21 protein-coding genes and 1 tRNA gene are annotated in these 22,028 nt (G+C 54.3%); 15 read left to right on the plus strand and 7 right to left on the minus strand.

The window, feature by feature from the left end:
• From Q0336_RS06235 to Q0336_RS06265, 7 genes are all read left to right on the plus strand, one after another.
• On the plus strand, nucleotides 1–424 hold a 424-nt coding region (locus Q0336_RS06235; protein WP_298526718.1), incomplete at its 5' end, for a tetratricopeptide repeat protein.
• Nucleotides 425–446: 22 nt separating this feature from the next.
• The gene (locus Q0336_RS06240) at nucleotides 447–1,145 is read left to right on the plus strand and encodes a PrsW family glutamic-type intramembrane protease (RefSeq protein WP_298526721.1); all 699 of its coding nucleotides are present in this window, start codon (nucleotides 447–449) and stop codon (nucleotides 1,143–1,145) included.
• A gap of 42 nt (nucleotides 1,146–1,187) precedes the next feature.
• Nucleotides 1,188–2,111, plus strand: a complete 924-nt coding sequence (locus tag Q0336_RS06245; RefSeq protein ID WP_298526723.1) for a hypothetical protein — start codon at nucleotides 1,188–1,190, stop codon at nucleotides 2,109–2,111.
• Nucleotides 2,112–2,127: 16 nt separating this feature from the next.
• Complete coding sequence (locus Q0336_RS06250; protein ID WP_298526725.1) at nucleotides 2,128–2,652, plus strand: hypothetical protein; 525 nt, start codon at nucleotides 2,128–2,130, stop codon at nucleotides 2,650–2,652.
• Nucleotides 2,653–2,914: 262 nt separating this feature from the next.
• The gene (locus Q0336_RS06255; RefSeq protein WP_298526727.1) at nucleotides 2,915–3,421 is read left to right on the plus strand and encodes a DUF4199 domain-containing protein; all 507 of its coding nucleotides are present in this window, start codon (nucleotides 2,915–2,917) and stop codon (nucleotides 3,419–3,421) included.
• Between the two features lie 9 nt (nucleotides 3,422–3,430).
• Nucleotides 3,431–4,384, plus strand: coding sequence for a glycosyltransferase family 2 protein (locus Q0336_RS06260; protein WP_298526729.1), 954 nt, complete (start codon nucleotides 3,431–3,433; stop codon nucleotides 4,382–4,384).
• A 29-nt stretch (nucleotides 4,385–4,413) separates the two neighbouring features.
• A complete protein-coding gene (locus tag Q0336_RS06265) occupies nucleotides 4,414–5,460 on the plus strand; it encodes an FAD:protein FMN transferase (RefSeq protein WP_298526731.1) in 1,047 nt (348 codons plus the stop codon).
• 237 nt (nucleotides 5,461–5,697) lie between these two features.
• Here the strand turns inward: Q0336_RS06265 and Q0336_RS06270 are convergent, their stop codons facing one another.
• On the minus strand, nucleotides 5,698–6,462 hold the full coding sequence (locus Q0336_RS06270; RefSeq protein ID WP_298526733.1) for a hypothetical protein: 765 nt from the start codon (nucleotides 6,460–6,462) through the stop codon (nucleotides 5,698–5,700).
• A gap of 723 nt (nucleotides 6,463–7,185) precedes the next feature.
• Between Q0336_RS06270 and Q0336_RS06275 the strand changes: the two genes are divergently transcribed.
• From Q0336_RS06275 to trxB, 5 genes are all read left to right on the plus strand, one after another.
• A tRNA-His gene (locus Q0336_RS06275) sits at nucleotides 7,186–7,261 on the plus strand.
• A gap of 111 nt (nucleotides 7,262–7,372) precedes the next feature.
• Entirely contained in the window at nucleotides 7,373–8,287 is a 915-nt protein-coding gene (locus Q0336_RS06280; protein ID WP_298526735.1) for an HAD-IB family phosphatase, read from the plus strand.
• A 9-nt stretch (nucleotides 8,288–8,296) separates the two neighbouring features.
• Nucleotides 8,297–8,965, plus strand: coding sequence for a uracil-DNA glycosylase (ung, locus tag Q0336_RS06285; RefSeq protein ID WP_298526737.1), 669 nt, complete (start codon nucleotides 8,297–8,299; stop codon nucleotides 8,963–8,965).
• A 156-nt stretch (nucleotides 8,966–9,121) separates the two neighbouring features.
• Complete coding sequence (locus tag Q0336_RS06290; protein WP_021667414.1) at nucleotides 9,122–9,625, plus strand: RNA polymerase sigma factor; 504 nt, start codon at nucleotides 9,122–9,124, stop codon at nucleotides 9,623–9,625.
• Between the two features lie 45 nt (nucleotides 9,626–9,670).
• Nucleotides 9,671–10,615 (plus strand): thioredoxin-disulfide reductase, encoded by a 945-nt coding sequence (trxB, locus tag Q0336_RS06295; protein WP_298526740.1) that lies wholly within the window; start codon nucleotides 9,671–9,673, stop codon nucleotides 10,613–10,615.
• Nucleotides 10,616–10,720: 105 nt separating this feature from the next.
• Here trxB and Q0336_RS06300 read toward each other — a convergent pair whose 3' ends face one another.
• The 6 genes from Q0336_RS06300 to Q0336_RS06325 all read right to left on the minus strand — a co-directional run bounded on the left by Q0336_RS06300 (nucleotide 10,721) and on the right by Q0336_RS06325 (nucleotide 18,826).
• Nucleotides 10,721–11,260, minus strand: coding sequence for a ClbS/DfsB family four-helix bundle protein (locus tag Q0336_RS06300; protein WP_298526741.1), 540 nt, complete (start codon nucleotides 11,258–11,260; stop codon nucleotides 10,721–10,723).
• Nucleotides 11,261–11,841: 581 nt separating this feature from the next.
• Nucleotides 11,842–12,246 (minus strand): hypothetical protein, encoded by a 405-nt coding sequence (locus tag Q0336_RS06305; protein WP_298526743.1) that lies wholly within the window; start codon nucleotides 12,244–12,246, stop codon nucleotides 11,842–11,844.
• 660 nt (nucleotides 12,247–12,906) lie between these two features.
• Complete coding sequence (locus Q0336_RS06310; RefSeq protein WP_298526745.1) at nucleotides 12,907–15,312, minus strand: outer membrane beta-barrel family protein; 2,406 nt, start codon at nucleotides 15,310–15,312, stop codon at nucleotides 12,907–12,909.
• 331 nt (nucleotides 15,313–15,643) lie between these two features.
• Nucleotides 15,644–16,372: an RluA family pseudouridine synthase gene (locus Q0336_RS06315; protein ID WP_298526747.1), complete on the minus strand. Its 729-nt coding sequence runs from the start codon at nucleotides 16,370–16,372 to the stop codon at nucleotides 15,644–15,646.
• Nucleotides 16,373–16,411: 39 nt separating this feature from the next.
• Nucleotides 16,412–18,208 (minus strand): chloride channel protein, encoded by a 1,797-nt coding sequence (locus Q0336_RS06320; RefSeq protein ID WP_298526749.1) that lies wholly within the window; start codon nucleotides 18,206–18,208, stop codon nucleotides 16,412–16,414.
• 39 nt (nucleotides 18,209–18,247) lie between these two features.
• A complete protein-coding gene (locus tag Q0336_RS06325) occupies nucleotides 18,248–18,826 on the minus strand; it encodes an L-threonylcarbamoyladenylate synthase (RefSeq protein WP_298526751.1) in 579 nt (192 codons plus the stop codon).
• 594 nt (nucleotides 18,827–19,420) lie between these two features.
• Between Q0336_RS06325 and Q0336_RS06330 the strand changes: the two genes are divergently transcribed.
• The 3 genes from Q0336_RS06330 to nusA all read left to right on the plus strand — a co-directional run bounded on the left by Q0336_RS06330 (nucleotide 19,421) and on the right by nusA (nucleotide 21,988).
• A complete protein-coding gene (locus Q0336_RS06330) occupies nucleotides 19,421–19,918 on the plus strand; it encodes an HU family DNA-binding protein (RefSeq protein WP_298526753.1) in 498 nt (165 codons plus the stop codon).
• A gap of 221 nt (nucleotides 19,919–20,139) precedes the next feature.
• Nucleotides 20,140–20,610 (plus strand): ribosome assembly cofactor RimP, encoded by a 471-nt coding sequence (gene rimP / locus Q0336_RS06335; RefSeq protein ID WP_298526755.1) that lies wholly within the window; start codon nucleotides 20,140–20,142, stop codon nucleotides 20,608–20,610.
• A 31-nt stretch (nucleotides 20,611–20,641) separates the two neighbouring features.
• Entirely contained in the window at nucleotides 20,642–21,988 is a 1,347-nt protein-coding gene (gene nusA, locus Q0336_RS06340) for a transcription termination factor NusA (RefSeq protein ID WP_298526757.1), read from the plus strand.
• The last annotated feature ends 40 nt before the right edge of the window (nucleotides 21,989–22,028 follow it).

Below are 22,028 nucleotides of genomic sequence, written 5' to 3' on the forward strand. Positions count from 1 at the left end.
AGCCAAAGAGAACCCGAAGGCGTTTAGACCGGAGCTGGCGAACATATTAAACAACTTAGGGGAGAACTACAACGCCCTAAAGGAATATGAAAAGGCGAACACGTACTACCTGCGTACGCTTGAGATACAAGAGCTATTAGCCAAAGAGAACCCTAAGGCTTTTAGACCCGACCTGGCGAACATACTAAACAACTTAGGGAACAACTACAACGCCCTAAAGGAATATCAAAAGGCAAACACGTACTATCTGCGTGCGCTTGAGATACAAGAGCTATTAGCCAAAGAGAATCCTAAGGCGTTTAGAGCTAAGCTGGCTACCACACTAAACAACTTAGGGAATAACTACAACGCCCTAAAGGAATATGAAAAGGCCGAAAGATATCTCCAGCGTGCCCGCGAAGTACGCGAATCTATAAGCAAGTAATTCTCTCTAACCACAGTCCATTATGATTTCCCTTCTACTCATTCTATCAGCCATCCTACCAGCCCTTCTCTTCCTGATCTTCATCTATCGGAAAGACCTCCACAAGGAGCCACGGCGACTCTTGCTCAAGAGTTATCTGATCGGGATGATACTGGTCCTCCCCATCTTGGGGACAGAGATCCTCCTCTCACAGACCCCCCCCAGAGGAGAAATATCAGTACTACTCTATAACGCCTTCATCGTCGCGGCCCTAAGCGAAGAAGGCTGGAAGCTTCTCTTATTGGCACGCACGACATGGCATAGCCCCGAGCTGGATGAGCCCATTGATGGGATTGTCTATGCGGTCTTTGTCGGGCTTGGCTTCGCCACAGTAGAGAACATCTTGTATGTACTTCAACAAGGCTTCTCGACCTCCCTGCTCCGAGCTCTCTTCTCCGTACCAGGGCATGGGCTCTTTGGCGTAGTCATGGGATACTTTTATGCTCAAGCTCGCTTTGCGCCTACACGAGGGAAGCGCATGCAGCAGCTTGCCTTGGCATTACTCCTTCCCATCGCATTCCATGGAAGCTATAACTACCTGATTTTTCAAAGTGCAAGCTTGATCGATGGTGAGGCTTACCTACTTGGTGCTTTGCCTGTCGTCGCTTACCTTGCTCTCTTCGTTGCTCTTTGGCTAGTGGCTCTGCGATTCATACGTCTACATACAAATGTCTCCAAATGATCCCAATGCTCTAACACTTTACATTCATCTAACTATACGTGTATGAAGAAACAACTTTACCCTCTTTCCCTTCTTCTCCTTTTGCTCTGCTTTTCGGCTTGTAGTGATGAGGGGAAACGCTTTCATGCTTTAGATGAGAATGTCACTCTCATCATGAATAATCCGAGTACAACTTCTGCCGAGCAAATACGGTCAAGTATCCTTGAGCTGGATAAATTCCTTTCGGACTATCCTGACTCCAAGCATAAAGGGTATCTCATGCTCCAGCGTAGAGCCCTCTCGATGCAACTGGAACAGGCGACCTTCAATGCTCTCAAAGAGAAATACGAGGCTGCGCTCGCCTACCAATACTCTGATGCTGCAGATGAATATCAGCGAGCTATCGATCTTTTCACTACGAGCGAAGCTATTCAGCTTCAAGATGTACATCCAGAGATTAAAGATTGGCTCCAGAAGCTGAACGATGACAAAGCTCTTATTGACCAGATGAAGGAGATTCTCGAACGAGAATACAGTAGTGTCGAGAATTTCAACGGCGAAGTAAGAGACAATGATTATCGCTTTCGCAATCAAGGAGCCAACATAGCAAAGGTTTGGGAAGCTATGATTGATGTCTATCAATCTAAGGTGGCAAAACAGGTGCTACTCGAGAAGGTGAAGGACTTCGAACGGGAGCTTGCTGAAGATGCTCAGGATATTTGTCTGAATGATTTTCAGGGATTTGAAGTGCAGCGTGTAGAGACAGTCAGCATGGGTACACCCAAGGAACATGATAAGTACATGAGATATGAATGTGAGGGTGTCTTCCGTGTATATCTTGTTGGTGCAATTATTGGCTGGGATAAGGGTAGCGTTAAGCTATCTATTAAGGGGCGCATCTCTGCTCGAGTCGACGACAACAATCGGCTGGTTGGAGTAGCCTACTCTCGCACAGACTATAGCATTCTTGAAAAGAGTGGATTCTAACTAAAATGCTAGTCTTATGAATAGTCATGCTCTTCATTTTGTAGCCTTGGGTATCTTCGCTGCATTCGCCTTGCTATATTATTTCCTTCCTCTGGCTTTTCGGAAGATCTATACACAAATCAAGGAGTATAATAGGAATCAACTATATCAGAAGAAGCGCACTTTGGGCATTAGCCTGATTGCGATCTTCGGAGGTGTGGCATCGCTATGGTCTCTTGCAGCTGGTGTAGCCTTTGGATTCAAGGGGATTAGAGATTGTGAGTTGGATTCGATGGCAGGAGGCTTGAGTCTCCTTGTGGCTGGAATGATAGGGGGATACCTTGTTGGGGGGATTTGGAGGATGAAGCGTTTAGCGGGACGCATTATCTTAGCGCTTGTACTTTCTTGCTTGATTGGCCTGCTCATATTGCTCTTATCAATCATGTTTATTGGCACAATCGGCGCAGATGAAGTGCTAATCATAATATTCACTATAGCCATCTGTTTAATGATAACTCCAGTTGTCTATAGCCTTATCAAGAATCTACCTCGTATGCATTAGTTGCAGATTCAATAGTACCCATATAAGAAGGAGGGAGTTGTTGTTTCTTCTGCCCTGTCCCTTGTTGTGATACAGTCGCAGTCAAGGTAAGCAGTTACCCTTTGGGGGGTATATTGTAGCTTCCCAAATACCATACGTAGATGTGGTGATATCGCATGCTTTGAGAGGATTTTTAGCACCCTGTTCATTGTGTAAATAGCAGGCGAGTCGGGGTGACTTATTGCCCGAATAGTCGTACCTTTGCGCCCGTAAAAACAGACTTATGGCAGTAGCTCCCAATTCATCTCCACTCTTCCCGACGGCGGCCCGTGCAGGCTTGACCTTCGGGCTCGTGCTGGCCGTCATCTATACGGCTCGCCTCTTGAGCTTCAGTGTCCCCCTGCTGCAGTTGATCTACTTCGTCGGGGTCTTGGCTGTGCCTTTCCTCGCCTACCGAGCGGCACGTACCTACCGAGACTTCTACTTCGCTGGCGGAGCCTTCCGCATCGGGCAGGGCTTCAGCTATGTCGTCCTGCTGCATGCCTTCGGTGGTATCTTGGCCTTCGTCCCTCAGTACTTCTACTTCAAGTACGCTGTGCCTTCGACCTTGGAGCTCTGGGGCGAGATGCTCAAGTCTTCACCCCTAGTCAATCAAGCCGATGCCGAGCGGATGATCACGGATCTGCAGATGATCTCTACTTGGCAGTGGCTCTGGACGGACTACTTGCTCACCATCATCATGGGCGCTATCTGGGGGCTCATCGTCGGACTTGCCCTCCGTCGCAACTAATTTCGATCTATGGATATCTCTCTCGTCATCCCCTTATACAACGAAGCCGAATCCCTGCCCGAACTCGAGGCGTGGATCCGACGTGTCATGGAGGAGCACGGCTTCTCCTACGAGATCATCTTCATCAATGACGGCAGCACCGACCAGTCGTGGCAGGTCATCCGTGAACTGCAGGCGAAGAACCCCCACGTCAGGGGCGTGAAGTTCCGTCGCAACTACGGGAAGTCCCCCGGCCTGCAGTGTGGCTTCGCCCGCACCCAAGGCGACGTAGTCATCACGATGGACGCAGACCTGCAGGACAGCCCCGACGAGATCCCCGAACTCTACCGCATGGTCAAGGAGGAGGGCTACGATCTGGTGAGTGGCTGGAAGCAGAAGCGCTACGACCCCGTCTTCAGCAAGAACCTTCCCTCGAAGCTCTTCAATGCCACCGCTCGCAAGCTCTCGGGCATCGACAACCTGCACGACTTCAACTGCGGGCTCAAGGCTTACCGCTCCGAAGTGGTCAAGAGCATCGAGATCTACAACGACATGCACCGCTACATCCCTTACATGGCTAAGGTGGCGGGCTTCTCTCGCATCGGGGAGAAGGTCGTCCATCATCAGGCGCGTAAGTACGGGGAAAGTAAGTTCGGACTCAACCGCTTCGTCAACGGCTATCTGGATCTGATCACGCTGTGGTTCACTTCTACCTTCGGGCGCAAGCCCATGCACTTCTTCGGTCTGGGCGGGAGCCTCATGTTCATCGTCGGCTTCCTAGCGCTGGCGGTAGTCCTTATCACGAAGCTCTTCCATATCTGGACGAATACCCCTGCTCCGCTGGTGACGGACCGCCCGTATTTCTTCATCGCCTTGACGGGGATGATCCTCGGCACCCAGCTCTTCCTCGTGGGCTTCCTCGCCGAGCTCCTTGCCCGCCAGTCACAGGACCGCAACGACTACAAGATCGAGGAGGAGCTCTAAGGGCTCTTCCCTTCTCATTCCCCAAGAATATGCACTCTCATACTTCTCTCTCTCCCCTGCTTCGGGCAGGGAAGCTATGCGCCTTAGCAGCCGTCGCTGCTGGGGCGCTTTTTGCTTGCTCCTCGGGCAAGACCGTGAGTGACTATACCCGCCTCTCGGGCGAAGTCTTCACGACGACCTTCTCCATTCAGTACGACCTGCCTACGGACTATTCGCTGGCGGTCGACTCGACCTTCCATGCCTTCAGCCATTCGCTTAACCCGTTCGATTCGACGAGCCTTATCTCGGCGATTAACCGCAACGAGTCCCAGCAAGCCGACTCGATGCTCCGTGAAGTCTTCCTGCAGTCGGTGGAGATCTCTCGCCAGACACAGGGGAGCTACGACGTGACTTGCTCGCCCTTCATCAACCTTTGGGGCTTTGGCTTCGAGAAGAAGGACAGCATCAGCCAGCACACCATTGACAGCATCCGTGCCTTCGTGGGCTACGAGAAGGTTACCTTCGACGGCCTCCGCATGATCAAGGCCGATCCACGGATGAAGATGGACTTCTCCTCCATATCTAAGGGCTATTGCTCTGACCTTGTCGCCCGAATGCTCCTCCAGAAGGGGGTGAAGAACTACCTCGTCGAGCTCGGCGGGGAGATTGCCTACCAAGGGGTCAATCCTCAGGGGAAGCCTTGGGTCATCGGTATCGATAAGCCCGTCGAAGGTGCTTCGGCCGGCTCGGAGCAGTTCCAGGTGCGCATCCAGCTTCCCACGAAGGCAGGGGGCGTAGCTACCTCGGGCAACTACCGCAACTTCAAGCTCGTGGACGGCAAGAAGGTCGCCCATACGATCGATCCCCGCACGGGCTATCCCATCCAGACGGACATCCTGAGCGTCACGATCCTTGCCCCTAGCTGTATGCTGGCGGACGGCCTTGCTACGGCCTGCATGACCCGCCGTGCCGAAGAAGTTCCCGCCCTCGTGAAGCACTTCCCTGGTGTCGAGTACATGCTGATCCTCGGCGACGGGAAGGACGGCTTCCGCACCCTGATGTCGCCCGGCTTCGAGCGCCTCGTCCTCCCCGAGTAATTTATTACTCTTCCAGAGACAGCACATAGATGAGCTCGCCCGTGGACTCCACTCAAGGAATCCACGGGCGAGCTCATCGTTGTAGTCTGCAAACACAGGAGGATATGAGTAAAGGAACTTTTGTATGCCTTGCCCCCTCTCTGATTGAAGAAGTTCAAGTCCTTTGGTGCATCTGTATTTCTTGAAGCGACTCTGGGAGAACTCTTCGATTAGTGACTTTCCCTTGTCTTGGATACTTCATGATTCGGCCTCGTCTTGGGAATAGCACCTCTGTCCTTCTTGTAAAGTCTTATCAGCAAGCTCGATTGTTTTCTTTAGGCTTGCGAGTCTTGTCGCTAGATCGAGATATGAATCTACTGGTGTGCTTCTTTCAGAGAAAGAAGGTGAAGTAGTCCTTGTAGAACTATTTCGCTCCAATGATTCTATATTCGTTAGTCTGCGTTCGATTGCATTAAGTCGATCAATGATGACTTTCTGTGCATCATTCTCTGTGACAACCTTCTTTAATTCAAAGTTTTCTTGAGCTCGATATATAGGGTTATCTGGATCATTTTCTTCGAGAGAGGCTTTTATCGTTCGTCTTAGTGAGGCTTTTAGTCCTTCGACTCCAGCCATGTCATCATTATAGAAGATCGTCCTTTCGGAGGCTATATCGAAAGGGAGCTCAGTTCCTCGCTCTGCAATACATATTACTGGTAGTTTAGTGGCATGCCTCACAGCTAATTCATACATGACATTTGGGTTGAGGGTAGTTAAATTAGCTATGACTAATTCATCGTGAAGTAGATGTTCGATTACCTGTATTGTAATAGAGCCTGGCTTATCGATTTCATGTGGAGGGATGACTTCATACTCGAACTCTTCTAAAATAGGTTTGAGAACGGCCTGAATAACACCATCTGCTTTTCGTCTTATCTCGGAACCATCCATCCCTAGGGGAGTGACGATAAAGCATTGTTTGAGTGTACTGGTCTCTGCGGTGCTGGTTTCCTTTTGGGGCATGATGAATATGAATTAAATAAGAGATCGTTCTACTATCTCGGTGTGACAGGTGCTAGTCAAGGAGGTATGTGGTCTAGTTCGCCCTGCTTCTACCTCGGAGGAATACACACTATATCTTAGAATAAGCTCGTTTGACTCTCAACTCGGGTTTGAAAAGTCTTTTAACTACGCCTCAAAGTTAGCGAATTTTCTCTCTGAGTTTTAGCCTATGCGTATCCCTATGTGATCAGCCCAATAGAACTGGTTTGAAGGAGGTAATTCCCCCCGGTAGATTCCGATCCTTGGACCGGGGATGAATGGACTTCTCCTCGGGGCTTCTTTGGAGGGATGCGCAGGGGGGCAAAAAACGACCTACGGTGGGTCGCAAGAAAAACCTACTGTGGGTCGGTCGACCGACCTACCGTGGGTCGCCAAGACGACCTACAGTAGGTTTTATTTTGGGGGTACCCGAAGGCTCTGTCTAGACGGGCTGGAGAGCGGGTCAGAAGACGGGGTTGCATTCCCCTCGAAGTGTAGGGATTTCTTGGGCGGAGAGAGTGTGTGGCTGGCTTCTCTTTTTAAAGGGGGCGGATCGCTTCTTCGTCCCTTTGAGCGTGGGGCTTTAGGTCGGCCGTTGAGGCTGCGGAGAGCAGGGGAAATTGGGACAAAGCTCGTAGAGGTGTTGGTGGATTGAGAAACTATTATTACCTTTGCAGTGCTCAAGCGGAAAGCAGAGCAGTACATGGTGGTTGTAGCTCAGTTGGTTAGAGCACTGGATTGTGGTTCCAGGTGTCGTGGGTTCGAATCCCATCTTCCACCCTCGCTCACGAGTGACTAGTTAGTCTCCCACGAGTAATCCCAACGAAGAGTGCCTGACTGTCTCACAGTTAGGCACTCTTCTTTTGTATTCACCCTAGTCCTTCTTCGCTCGATGCCTCGTTTGCAGCATCTCTATCTCTTCGGTCGGCACGCCGAGTCGCTCGTTCGGGGGCTTCGTCAGTTCCTCACGGAAGCACTTGGCTTGTCTGAGGCTCAGCTACTCTGCCGAGCGGACGAGGCTGGGCTGTGGCTGAGTTGGGAAGGCTTGGGGGGAAAAGCTCAGCGAGTAGGGGAGCTGAGGGAAGGTGAGGAGGAAGCACTCCGAAAGAAACTCCTTGGGGGGCTCATCCCTTGGGTGCGGGAAGCGAAGACCTCACTTTACTTCCCTTCGAGCGATGCCCTTCAGCCGATCACGCATGTGGCCTTCGACCTCGATGGGACGCTCACGACGGCCGAACTTCTACCCGAACTAGCCCGCAGGCTGGGACGCTCCGACGAGATGGCTCGGCTGACCGATCAGGCGATGCGGGGGCTGGTGCCCTTCACCGAAAGCTTCCTTCACCGCACACGGCTCCTCGAAGGGCTGGAGCGGGAAGCCTTCGACGAAGTCATACGTTCGATCCCCATCCCAGAGGAGAGCGTGCGCCTGCTACATGAGCTGAGCCTTCCCCGAGCGATCGTCACGGGTGCTTACCTGCCCTTCGTCACGGCTTCAGCCGAGCGTCTGGGAGTCACGGACTATATAGGTAGTCCCGTGCTGTGGACCGAGGCGGGGCGCTTCGCTGGGCTCTTGCCCGAAGCAATCGTAAGCGCCGAGGGGAAGCGTGCCTTCCTCACGGAGTGGACGGGCGGTGCCCTTCGCTCCACCCTCTATGTAGGCGACGGGGCGAACGACATCCCTGCCCTCGCTGCTGCGGGACATGCCCTCCTCTACCAAGCCACCGAATCGGCAGAGGGTACGACTCCGAGCCTTCGCACGTTAGTACTACGGATCCTCCGAGGTAGCGAGGCTCCGACACCTTCCTAATCTCCGAATATGAACATACGCCTCGACGAAAGCTGGCGTAGAGCCTTAGCCCCCGAGTTCGATAAGCTCTACTTCGGAATCCTCACGGACAAGATACGTAGCGAATACCGCTCCGGCTGGCCGATCTACCCACCTGGGGGGATGATCTTCCGTGCGCTGGATCTCTGCCCTCTGCCCGAGGTGCGGGTGGTGATCCTCGGGCAAGACCCTTATCATGGCGCAGGGCAAGCGGAAGGGCTTTCCTTCTCCGTACCCACAGGTGTTGCCATCCCTCCGAGCCTTCAGAATATCAAGCAGGAGATCGCCTCCGACCTAGGGCATCCCTCCAGCATCCCCGACGGAAGTCTTCTGGGCTGGGCAGAGCAAGGAGTCCTGCTCCTCAATGCTACGCTCACCGTCCGAGCAGGCCAAGCAGGTTCGCACCAAGGCCTTGGCTGGGAGACCTTCACGGACGCGATCATCGAAGCCGTCAATCGAGAGCAGGAGCATGTGGTCTTCCTACTCTGGGGAAGTCCTGCCAGACGCAAGGGGGCGATGATCGACCGATCGAAGCACTTAGTCCTCGAAGCTCCTCATCCTTCGCCCCTCTCGGCTTACCGAGGCTTCTTCGGTTGCCGTCACTTCAGCAAGGCCAATGCCTACCTAGAGCACTGGGGGAAGGCTCCCATCCGCTGGTAGCGCTCTTCCTATTGAAAGGATCAATATCCCCATATATTCCACAGCCCTGCATCAGGCAAAATAATACTACCTTTATGTCGAATTAAAGACTAGAGTTGCTCCGATTGCTTTGATTTATGAGCAGTCTCTATACCTTCCTTTTACAAGAATTAAGATATGGACGTACTCCAGATACAGAAGGACCTGATCGGTATGCAGGACTATATGAAGAACTTCGCCCGTACCCTCACCAAGGATGAGGCCGATGCGGAGGATCTGACGCAGGACACTACCCTCAGAGTACTCAATAACTACGACAAGTTCGTCGATAATGTCAATTTCAAAGGGTGGGTGCTGAAGATCATGCGCAATATCTTCATCAACAACTACCACAAGCTCGTGCGTACCCAGAGCTTCATCGATCCGAACGTGGATGCCTACAATGTCCCGCTCCTCAGCGAGGGCGGAGACAACACGCCCGAGGGCTCGATGGACATCAAGGAGATCACGGGGGCGATCGCTTCGCTCCAGCCTTCCCTCAAGGAACCTTTCTCCATGTTCGTCTCGGGCTATAAGTATAATGAGATCGCAGAAACCTTAGGGATCCCGCTGGGCACGGTCAAGAGCCGCATCTTCTTCGCTCGTCAGGAGCTGCAGAAGAAGCTCCGTGACATGCGCTAGCTCCATCCCATCCTCACTCTATCACCATTCACATAGACTACCATCATGAGTAGAGAACATCGCCGCTGCCTCATCATTGGCTCTGGCCCTGCTGGCTATACGGCCGCCATCTACGCCTCGCGCGCTAACCTCTCCCCCCTGCTCTACGAAGGGCTTCAGCCCGGTGGACAGCTCACCCAGACCACAGATGTGGAGAACTTCCCCGGCTATCCCGAGGGGATCACGGGCCCCCAGTTGATGCAGGATCTTCGTGCGCAAGCTTCCCGCTTTGGGGCAGAGATCCGTTCGGGTCTAGCTACTAAGGCGGATCTGTCGAAGGCACCCTATGTCGTGACCTTCAGCGACGGTGCTGAGGTCGAAGCTGACACCGTGATCATCTCTACGGGCGCATCGGCCAAGTACCTTGGGCTCCCCGACGAAGAGAAGTACGCTGGTCTGGGGGTATCTGCCTGCGCCACCTGTGACGGGTTCTTCTATCGTGGTAAGAAGGTCGCTGTCGTCGGCGGCGGTGACACGGCCTGCGAAGAAGCGCTCTATCTGGCGAGCCTCGCTTCGCATGTCTACATGATCGTGCGCAAGGACTACCTGCGAGCTTCGGACATTATGCGTCAGCGTGTCGCCTCTAATGAGAAGATCACCGTCCTCTTCGAGCACAACACCCTGGGGCTCTATGGGGAAGATGGGGTCGAAGGCGCACATCTGGTCAAGCGCCTAGGTCAGCCCGACGAAGAGCGTGTAGATCTCCCCATTGATGGCTTCTTCCTCGCTATCGGTCACCACCCCAACTCCGAACTCTTCTCTGACTACGTCGAAGTCGATGAGGTCGGTTACATCAAGACCGAAGGAGCTACGCCCCGCACCTGCGTCCCTGGAGTCTATGCTGCTGGCGACGTAGCCGATCCGCTCTACCGCCAAGCTGTGACGGCTGCGGCTTCGGGCTGTAAGGCGGCCATCGAAGCTGAGCGCTACCTCGGCGAGCACGGCCTCTAAGCCCGCCCCACTCTACAATACACGATCGCCCGTGGACTCCCTAGAGAGTCCACGGGCGATTGCTTTTTTAGTTCCCTTCGTAGCGAGGGGAGGGATTCGGCTTGATTATTTGGAGCTGGTCTTGATGTGTGCTTTGATCTTTTTCATCGCCCAGTCGTAATGGCTGGCTGTGGCAGAGACGGCATAAGCACCAAGCGTAGATGTGCCCGTCCAATCGAATACTCCCTTGGCAAAGAGCTCATCATTGGAGAAAGTCTCTAGCAAGGTCATCACCGCTTGATGACTCTCCTTCAGCATGCTTTTCGCTTGGTCGAGTGGTGTCGCTTGGTGCTTCTTCCAGAGTTCGACATTCATCGCTGAGTAGGTCTTCCAATTGTAAGGCTCTGGGAGAAAGGGCTTGCGCTCACCGCCTTGATTGGCCTGAATCCAATGCAGTAGCAACTGATGCCACTCATAGAGATGTACGAGCACATCACGCAGGTTCTTGTCCCTTGCCCAGTGGGCCTCCTTGCCCATCGTTGCCATCTCTGCGGCGAAGAGTGCATGCTGAATTCCCTCATCCATCCCATCGATGAGTCGCCACATCTTGTCGAATTGTTCGTTGGCGGACGCTAGGAGGTCTGTCTTCGTTGTTGCTCTTGGCATAGTTGGCTTTTGTGTGTAAAGGAAAATGCTGCGATTCCCCTTAGGAGGCGATCGCTCCTTAAAGTTAGCCAAATCCCTTCGACTCGTATCCTCACTAAGTCCTTCCCTAGGCGGCTTGCAGCTCCCTTCATCGGGGTAGTCGCTCGGTACAACAAGCAAGGGGCAAAAGAAACCCACGGTAGGTCGGCGTACCGACCCACCGTGGGTCGGTGAGACGACCTACAGTAGGTTTTTCTGGCGACCTACCGTAGGTTTGTTTTAGAGGTGGGCGTAGAGCTCGGAAAGGGGCTACTGATGGGACTCCCTTTTTGCCTGGTTTTGAGCTTTATATCCGAGTGAATAGAAAGGACTTTAGCCGTGGGGAAAGGGAGGGAAGGAGGTGTGGTCTTCAAGTCTAAATAGGTAGCCCGATTTTCAAGCTTTCTATTAGGAGGATTGGTGAGGTGGGGAGAGGAGCTAGTATCAAGCAAAAGTCCCGAAGCTACTTGGGGTAGCTTCGGGACTTTGCCTTTGTTTTGGAGCGCAATAGTAGCTCCAAGCGATGGGTGGTCTAGAAAGTCACAAATGACTTGGCTTATCTATTACAGTATGGGGAGGATGAACCTTTCTCCATCCTTCAGTGACCATTGGACCTGATAGGTGCGCCCAGTGACCTTATCCAGCAAGATGAAGGTGTACATATTCTGGGTAGGACACAAAGTGAAGCGTCCGGCCTTCTCGTCTTCTGGGATAACCAAAGCTCTATCGTTCAAGATCAACTCTCCTCGATAAGAGTCTGAGTCAAGCGAAAAGTGCACTTGGGTCATCTTGCCATTTCGGGTATCGAGCTTAATCAAAACCCAAATGTTTTTCGTCTCAAACAGCTGGTAGTTAGAAGGCTGTTGTTCCACTCTTTCTTGATTGATCCCAGGTGTTTCTTTCTTCTGAGCTGAGATGCAGCTAGCAGCCAGCACGAGTGTAAGAAGGAGATAGGTAAACTTTCTCATAATCTTAATTCTTCTTAGATATTTGTTTTGTAGACTTTATTTGCTCCTTACAAGGCGAATGTCATACTTGCTTTAGAGCCTCCTGTCCTCGAAAAAGTAGTAGGCAAACTAGGTGCATATCTCGTATCGGGTCGAGAGCTTATTTGAGACTCTATCGACTGCTATAAAGATGATGCTGAGATCACACCAGGAGCTTCGGAAGTAGATCGTAATATACTCCTTTTAAATCCCCTCAATATTCATACTGGACATGCCAAATGATCGTCAGCACAAAGGTAACGAACATCCCTCATAAATGCTCCTTTAGTACAGCATCACAAAGAATAAGTATTCATGTTAGAAGAGCATAAACCTATATACTAAGTAAGATATACTTCAATAGGGTAACGAGCTTAACCGATTTAGCATAAGAAGCTAAGGGTATTTTAGTGGATCAGCTGGGATGATCGGGTAGTCTGGGAGAGCCGACCGATACGGGTGTAAAAGGAAACCCACGGTAGGTCGCAAGTGCGACCTACCGTGGGTCGGTCGACCGACCTACAGTAGGTTTTTTCGGCGACCTACCGTAGGGTTGTTTTGGGGTGCTCCGAGCCCACTGTTTATGCGGGCTGGAGGAGGACAAGGAAATTCGGTGAGAGAAAGGGTGTGGGAGGCGGGGCACTACATGCGGGAGCGGAGCTCTTGGGCACTCTTACGCTCTGACTTGCCTTCGATCGAGGCACCGAAGGAGTACGTCAGGCGAAGAGTGCAGGTAGGCACACGATTCTCATTGACGACGTGCATCCGATAGTCGGGGATCTCGATGTCCATAAGATTCTTATTGCACAGGAGGTTATAGGCGTTCATAGCGATGCGTAGCTTCCCCTGAAGGAGCGTGTAGGCAAGGCCGGCTCCGCCCGAGATGCTATGTCCGTTGCGTATCCCCCATGCGTAGCTTGGGGTCTCGTAGTAGAAGTAGCATGTGCCTTGGAAGGTCTTACTTCGGTTGAAGAAGAATGTATTGTTGAGATCGACACTGTAGCCGAAGCTCGAGCCTCCGTACGTAGGAGTTGCTTCGGTATTGACCTTGGAGTCGGCGTACCAGAGACGCTGGGAGATGTAGGTCTGGAAGAAGCTAACCCGATTGAAGAAGAAGCTATTCTCGAGGCTGAAGGTCAGGGTTTTCTCGGCATTGTCGTGCGTATAGCTCCCCTCGTTCGTCTTGGGATCCAGGCGTATGACTTGTATGATGCCATCCCAGAGATAGCGACCGCCGAGCTGGAAGTTCAGCGCCCCGAGGAAGGTGTAGCCGAGGGTGAGCTGAGCCTGCTTCCCCGCACGCAGGTCTTCCTTCCCCCGCATGATGGTGTATTGATTCTCATAGCTAGCGAAGGGCGAGAGCTGGCCGAAGTGAGGGCGATTGAGGCGCACGGTGCCGTTGAGGCTGAAGGCGTGGCGGTCGCTGGGGTTGTAGCCCAAGAAGAGCGTGGGGAAGATATTGAGGTAGCTGCGAAGATGCTTCAGCTGGCGACCGTTGTTTTCCCCTGCGGTGTGGGTGTACTCCATACGAAGGCCCGTGCGGAGATTCCATTTGTCGGCGAGGGGCTGACTCAGGTCGGCGTACAGAGCGTAGACGTGTTCGTCGAAGATGATCTTGTCGTGGCGTTCGCCCATGGAGCTCTTGGCATCGTAGTCACTTCGGTTGGTGGTGCGGGTCCAAGTGCCCTTAGCTCCGAAGCCCAGAGTCCCCTTACCCAAAGGAGTGAGGTAGTCTAGACTAGTGATGTAGGAGTCAGTATGCTGATCGGTCAGGGCATCAAAGTGGAAGTCTGTCCCTGGAATGGGTGCGCCCTGAGGTGTCAAGCCTCGGGAGGTGAAGTTGCGCCCCTCCTGACTTCGGTAGCCTACATAGTCGGCATCCCACGAGAGACGACGCTGGGGAGCGGACTTGAAGGTCTTCTCAAGGTGAACGTTCGCCGTAGTATAGCGGCTCTTGTCCGTCTCGTCGGCAACGCCAGGGAGCAGGCGTAGGAGTTCATGAGCCCCACTGGAGAGGACGCGCCAGTCTCGGCTATCGTTCTCTCGTCGAGTATTGTCCTCCTCCGGAGCATAGGATACATTGAATCCCATCGAGAGCTCAGGGGTGAAGGCATAGTCTAGCCCTGCTCGTAGGTTGAGGTAGGGATCCTTCCCCTTGTAGTAGGTCTGGCTGGAGTAATAGCTGCTCTGCTTGGGATAGTAGCGGTAGGTATCCATGTGCCCATCGTAGTCGGTCTTCCCTCCCCCGAGCTGGAGGGAAGCGGTGACTTTGTCCTTCTTGTAGTTGAGGCTGGTATTGAGTCCGTATCGTAGGAGGTCCCTTCTTACACCTACGCTGGGGGAGAGGCTTCCTCCGAAGAAATCATTCTTGACCTTCTTCATGACGAGGTTCAGCACACCGGCATTTCCCTCGGCTTCGTACTTAGCGGGCGGAGTGGTGAGTATCTGGATCTCCTCGAGGTCGGACTGTGAGTAGGAGCGGAGGAGGCTGATCAGAGCGGCTCCCGAGAGGCGGATGCGCTTTTCGTTGATGAGGACGATCACCCCGCCCTTACCGATGAGGCTGATGCCGTCGTCGGAGACGTTCACCCCTGGGGTCTGGCGCAGGACATCGAGGATGGAGCTTGCTGCGGGAGCGATCTGCGTGGCATCGAAGACCATGCGGTCGGCCTTGCGGAGCATGATCGGCCGACGCCCTGTGACTTGGACAGCGGAGAGCTCCTTGGCCTCCTCGGTGAGGAGCAGTTCTCCGAGGTCAAGAGCACCCGTGACCGTCAGGGTTTTGCGGAAGGGCTTGTAGCCCAGAGCATGGATCTCTAGGAGGAAAGTCCCTTGGGGAGCCTCGAGGCGAAAAGCCCCGAGTTCGTCACTTGTCGTCCCTACGACGAGGGTACTATCTGCGGGCTTTCGGAGCAGGACATTAGCGAAGTCTACGGGAGTGCGGTCGGTGGTCTTCTTCAAAAAGCCCTGTAGGGGGAAGGTCGTCTGCGCTAGAAGGCTACCTGAAGAGAGCGCAAGGGCGACACAGAGCATGTGAGCGTGTTTCATAAGTGGGATACGTGTGCTAGAATACCCACCTAAAGGTAGTGCTTTTGATGGTATCCCTTCGCCCTTCGAGGTGGGGACTACGGGGGAGGCGAAAAAGGGACCCACGGTAGGTCGCAAGTGCGACCTACCGTGGGTCGGTGAGGCGACCTACAGTAGGTTTTTTCGGCGACCTACCGTAGGTCGTTTTTGGGGTGCTCCGAGCCTGCTGTTTATGCGGGCTGGAGGAAGGGGGTAAAAGAAGGAGGGGAAGGTAGCCCAAGAAATGGCGGGCGAGAGGGGGAAGCTACTTCGCTTCGCTGGGGGTAATTGCTCTCCTCTAGCTAAGGGCGGATCAGCGGGCGGGGATGTCCGTCGGTACGAGACCTGCTTGCTGAGCCTTAGCCTCGAGTTCGTGCCAGAGACGCTCGTCGGGAACGGGTGCCGTCAGGGAGAGAGGTAGCTTGCTCACGGGATGCGTCAGCGAGATGTGCCGAGAGAGTAGGCTGATGCTTCCGCCGGGATTACTTCGGGGTGCGCCGTACTTGAGATCCCCCTTGATCGGGCAACCAAGAGCCGAGAGCTGGCAACGGATCTGATGGTGCCGCCCCGTATGCAGCTCGACCTCCACAAGGTGATAGCGGTCGCCCGAAGCCAGAAGACGATAGGAGAGACGGGCAAGCTTTGCCCCTGGGGTGTCGGCTCCTCGGGCAGCGACGTAGCTCTTGTTCTGCTGCTCGTTGCGCACGAGCCACTGCTCGAGCGTGTCGGAGAGCTTGGGGGGACGTGCGGTGACGATCGCCCAATAGCGCTTGGAGACATCGCCCGTGCGGAAGAGTTCGTTCATACGGCTCAGCGCCTTCGAAGTCTTGGCGAAGATCACGAGCCCACCGACGGGACGGTCTAGGCGATGGATGACACCTAGATAGACATTGCCAGGCTTCTGGTACTTCTCTTTGAGCCAAGCCTTAAGGGCTTCGCTCATGGGCTCATCACCCGTCTTGTCGCCTTGGACGATCTCGCCAGGGCGCTTAGATACACAGAGGAGGTGATTGTCCTCGTAGATGACTATCGGGCTGTACATACGTAGGCTAAAGAAGGAAAGGGATAGGGATGGGGGCGCTTAGTCCCCGATGAAGGTGCCGTTGAGTACCTCGCGGTAATTGTTGAAGATCGCACTCTTGCTGATGAAGCCGAGGTAGTGCCCTTCTTCGTCGACGACGGGCATCTTCCATGCCTTCGTCTCATCGAAGAGGCGCATGACTTCGGTCATGGGCATAGAGGAAGAGATCTTGACCTCGGGGGTCACCATGATCTTACGCACCTTGTAGCGATCATAGAGCTCTGGGCGGAACATGATGTTGCGCACATTGTCCAGCTCCACGATCCCGACGAGCATCCCCCGATCGTCGACCACGGGGAAGGAATTGCGGTGGCTCACCGAGATCACACCGACCATCTCCCCAAGGCTCATCTCGGGGCGTACGACCTCGAAGTCTCGCTCCAGCACGCTCTCTAGGTTCATCAACGTGAGCACGGCGGTATCCTTCTGGTGCGTCAGGAGCTTCCCTTGCTCTGCTAGGCGAAGCGAGTAGATGCTGTGAGGCATGAAGATGCGGATCGTGGCGAAGGAGGTCAGTGAGACGAGCATCAGAGGAAGGAAGAGATTGTACCCACCCGACAGCTCAGCGATGAGGAAGACCCCCGTCAGCGGTGCGTGCATCACCCCAGCCATTAGCCCCGCCATCCCTAGCAGGATGTAGTTCTTCGGAGAGATGAAGACATTGAGCGAACTGAAGTAGTTCACCAGATAGGAGAAGATGAATCCCGTCAGCCCACCCATGAAGAGCGTAGGAGCGAAGAGTCCTCCACAGCCACCGCCCGAATTTGTGGAGACAGAGGCAAAGACCTTGAAGAGGACGGTCAGGAGAAAGAAGGCAAAGACCACCCAATACGAGCTAGAGAAGGCCTCGAAGATACTGCCGTCGAGGAGCTGGGTGTACTGCCCGTCTAGGAGGATGTTCACCGCATCATAGCCTTCCCCGTAGAGTGGGGGGAAGAGGAAGATCAGCAGGGAGAGGATCACGGCCGATATGAGGTAGCGCACTCGGTAGTTCGCTATACGGCGGAGCTCCCCTTCGAAGCGGAACATCGTCTTAGAGAAGTAGAGCGACATCAGGCCGCATACGACTCCCAGCAGGATCATCAGGGGGATACGCTCGATATGGTAGGGGTCGGTCTGGATGAACTGGAAGAGGATCTCCTTCCCCGAGATGATGTAGGCTACCGAGGCAGCCGACACAGAGCTGACTAGGAGAGGTAGGACGGAGGCCATCGTCAGGTCCAGCAGGAGCACCTCGATGACGAAGACAAGTCCCGAGATAGGCGCCTTGAAGACTCCGCCGATAGCGCCCGCTACACCACAGCCGATGAGGAGCATGAGATTGCGCTGCTCGAGGCGGAAGAGTCGACCGAAGTTCGATCCAACGGCTGCTCCCGTCAGCACGATCGGACTCTCGGCACCCACCGATCCCCCGAAGCCGATAGTGATGGCACTTGCCAGGATCGAAGACCAGGTATTGTGGGGCTTGATCCTACTCTTGCGCTGGGAGATCGCACTGAGCACCTTCGTCACCCCGTGACTGATGTCATCCCGTACGATGTAGCGCACGAAGAGGAGGGAGAGCAGGATACCTACGGCGGGGAAGATCAGGTAGAGGTAGCTATGATCCTCAATATGCTGGAGGATGAAGCTCTCGATATGATGGATGATGAACTTCAGGAATCCCGCCACCAGAGCCATCGTCACCCCGATAAGGAGACTGAGGATGAGGATGAAGTAGCGCTCACTGATGTGTCGCTCTCTCCAGTAGATGAGGCGATCCAGCAGGGGGGTAAGGGCTTGGCTGAGTACAGGCATCCGACGGGGGGCTCTAGTGTGAGGGGAAGGGGTGGGGATTTAGGGACGGAGGACTTCGACTTCGCCCGTAGGTCCGAGCTTGATGATCTGCGAGGGTTCGCGGGGCGTCTCATCCTCTCGGCGGTAGCGGACTACGTAGTCGACACCCGAGACGATCTCGGGGCTGATGCCAGAGAAGAAGAGCGGCGTAGGCTCGCCACTGATATTAGCTGAGGTGGAGACGATCGGGCGACGTAGGCGCTTGCAGAGCGCTGAGGAGAAGAGCTCCTCTGTCCGTCGGATGCCCAGCGAACTACCTTCGCCCAGAAGGCTTGGGGCTACTCCTGAGGCACCCGAATAGATGATGGTGATGGGGCGGACGGCTAGCTCCATGAGGTCGAAGGCCACCTCGGGGACTTCCTGGACGAGGCGCTCCACTTGGTAGGTGTCACTCACTAGGACGAGCATACTCTTGCTGTCCTCACGGCGCTTGAGGTCGTAGATACGACGGACGGCTTCCTCGTTGGTCGCATCACATCCGATCCCCCAGATGGTGTCGGTGGGGTAGAGGATGATCCCGCCTCGACGCAGGGTCTCTACGGCTTCATCTAGGTCAGCCTTATCATAGGGCTCTTGCATGATCTTCTCTTTGGGTTCGTGTTGGGTCGCTATCGCTATGCTCCTATTATAATAGGGCTGGAGAGCCAGCCCGAGAGCGAGCTTTACAAAGGTAGTTCTTTTCGTGGGAGTAAGGACGGATTTGAGGGTCGTAACGCTCCTTCTTTCTCTCGGGAGGTGGGGGAAGGCTTGGGGGTAGACGGAGCGAACGAAGAGCTCGCCCTCCGAGGGTCAAATGAGAGGGCTCAAGAAGGGGCGAAAGAAAACCTACTGTAGGTCGGTCGACCGACCCACGGTAGGTCGTCGAGGCGACCTACAGTAGGTTTTTAGAGCGACCTACCGTAGGTCGTATTTCCCTCCCTCTAGAGCCCCACCTTCTCTAGGAGAGAACGGGGTGCTTTTTCTCCGCCCTAGATTTCTGCTTTTCGGGATCGTCTCTTTGCCTTGCGAAGTGGGGTAGAGCGGGGCGATTAAGCACCACTAAAGGTCATCAAGGGACATCACGGTGCGAAATGCTCCGCTTCGGACTTCGCCCCTCAGAGGGCGCTCTACCTTTGTGCTGTGAACGAGAGGATAACCTCTCACAGTGTATAACTCTAATTTACTATTTGTATCATGGCACTCAAGTTCAAGATCGCCAAGCGTAAGCTTAACCTAGGGAAGCGTCAAGGTAAGACCGTCTACTTCGCTATCCAAGACGAACATCCCCGCACCACTTGGCCACAGGTCGAGCGACGTATCATCCACAGTACGGGTATCAGCCGAGCCGACCTCCGTGCAGCGATCATCGCCCTGCATGACATCGTCGAGGACGAACTGCTGGCAGGCCGTGCCGTCGATCTGGCCGACCTCGGCTCGATCAAGGCGCTGGCTCAGGGGAAGATGATGGATAAGTTCGAGGAGGTCAATGCCGAGACCATCCGTCCCGCTCATGTGCGCTTCTATCCCAAGATGACCCTGCGCTCCGTCACGAAGCAGATCTCCTGCGAAGTCCTCAAGGAAGCCTACCAGCCCCACCCGAAGAAGAAGTCTTCTGAGACGAAGCCTGGGGGCTCTGGCACACCCGTCCCTCCAGGTGGTGGCTCCGAAGGAGGAGGTCACGTCGGGATCTAAGCTCTTCGATCACTCCTAGCCCTTTCAGCCCAGAGCTTCCCCTCGAGGGAGCCTCTGGGCTGGAGGCCTACCACAAGAGGGTGTTTGGGGAGGGCACTTGGGCCTCGGCTGGGCTATGTCGTAGAGTTTTATTACCTTTGCACGCAAAGAGACGAGAAGAGAGGAGGCGACAGAGCTTCCTCTCTTCGCATACATAGACTTACCCCCACGATATATCCATCATGATCGAGAAGAGCTACATAGAGGAGATCACCTCCAGCTATTGCGCCGTAGAGCACCCCGAGTACTACATCGTAGAGGTGGCGGTACACCCCGGGAATAGGATCGTCATCGAGCTAGGTGCCCCCACAGGACTGAGCATCGATGCTTGCGTAGCCCTCTCGAAGCATATCGAGGGTAAGCTCGATCGAGAGACCGAAGACTTCGAGCTCGAAGTCGGCTCAGCAGGCCTTACCTCGGCCTTCAAGGTGCTACGTCAGTACACCGATGCCGTCGGCGAAGAAGTCGAAGTCCTTCGCAAAGGCGGGATCAAGGAGAAGGGCACCCTGCGTGCTGCTTCAGCCGAAGGGATCACACTCGCTGTCCTCCGCAAGGTGCGCCCCGAGGGTCAGAAGCGAAAGATCGAAGTCGAGGAAGAACTATCCATCCCCATGGCTGAGGTCCTACAGACCAAGCGCGTCCTGAAGTTTTGATAAATAGAACCCCTACATATAGTATAGCCCTATGGCAAAGAAAAAAGAGACAACAAGCTTAATCGAAGCGCTCCTCGAGTTTCAGGAGCTCAAGAGCATAGACCGCAGCACCCTCATTTCGGTCTTGGAAGATTCGTTCCGCAACGTCCTATCGAAGATGTTCGGCTCGGATGATACCTTCTCCGTCATTATCAACCTAGATAAGAAGGGCGACTTCGAGATCTGGCGTACCCGCCATGTCGTCTCTGATGAAGATCTCGTCGACGAAGTTCGTGAGGTGCGCCTGAGCGAAGCCCAGGCCGTCGACCCCGATATCTCTGTCGGCGAAGACTTCACTGATGCCGTAGACTTCAATGCCTTCGGCCGTCGTGCGGTGATCAACCTCCGTCAGGCTCTGGCAAGCAAGATCCTAGAGCTCCAGAAGGATAACTTCTACCACAGCTTCGTAGGCCGTGTGGGCGAACTGATTTCCGCCGAGGTCTACCAAGTCTGGAAGCGTGAGGCACTCCTCATCGACGATGAGGGTAATGAGCTCCTCATGCCTAAGAGCGAACAGATCCCAGGTGACTTCTTCCGCAAGGGCGAGACCGTACGTGCTGTCATCGCTCGTGTAGAGAATGAGAACAGCAACCCCAAGGTGATCCTCTCCCGTGTCAGCCCAGAGTTCCTCAAGCGTCTCTTGGAGCTCAACGTGCCTGAGATCGCCGATGGCCTGATCACCATCCGTGCTGCTGCCCGTATCCCTGGTGAGCGTGCTAAGATCGCCGTCGAATCCTATGATGACCGTATCGACCCAGTAGGGGCTTGTGTCGGGGTCAATGGCTCTCGTATCCGTAGCATCGTCCGTGAACTCAAGGGCGAGAATATCGACGTGACCACCTACACGACCAATCCTATGCTCTTCATCCAGCGTGCACTTAGCCCTGGTAAGGCTGTGGCGATCGCCCTGAGCGACGAAGAGGATGGCATCAAGCAGGCCGAGGTCTACATGCGCCCCGATCAGGTGCCCTTGGCTATCGGTAAGAATGCTGCGAACCTCAAGCTCGCCTCTCTGCTGACGGGCTACCGCATCGAGATCTTCCGTGACGAAGAGGGTGCGACGGGTGAAGAAGATATTTACCTCGATGAGTTCTCCGACGAGATCGAAGAATGGATCATCCAGAGCCTCAAGGAAGAAGGCTATACGACCGCTAAGGCTGTCCTGCGTGAGGATCGTGATACCCTCCTCACCAAGACCGAGCTCGAAGAAGACATGCTGGATCATGTCTTAGATGTCCTCAGCGCTGAGTTTACCGACGAAGAAGCTTCTTCCGACGAAGAGGCTGAAGACGAGGAAGCTCCTGCTGAGCCTGCCTCAGAGACAGGAGAAGAAGATTAATTAGTCCCTCCCCCCTCTCTACTCCCCTAGAGCCCTCTCA

Origin of the sequence: uncultured Porphyromonas sp. (genome assembly GCF_938039215.1) — a bacterium.
Classification (GTDB): domain Bacteria; phylum Bacteroidota; class Bacteroidia; order Bacteroidales; family Porphyromonadaceae; genus Porphyromonas.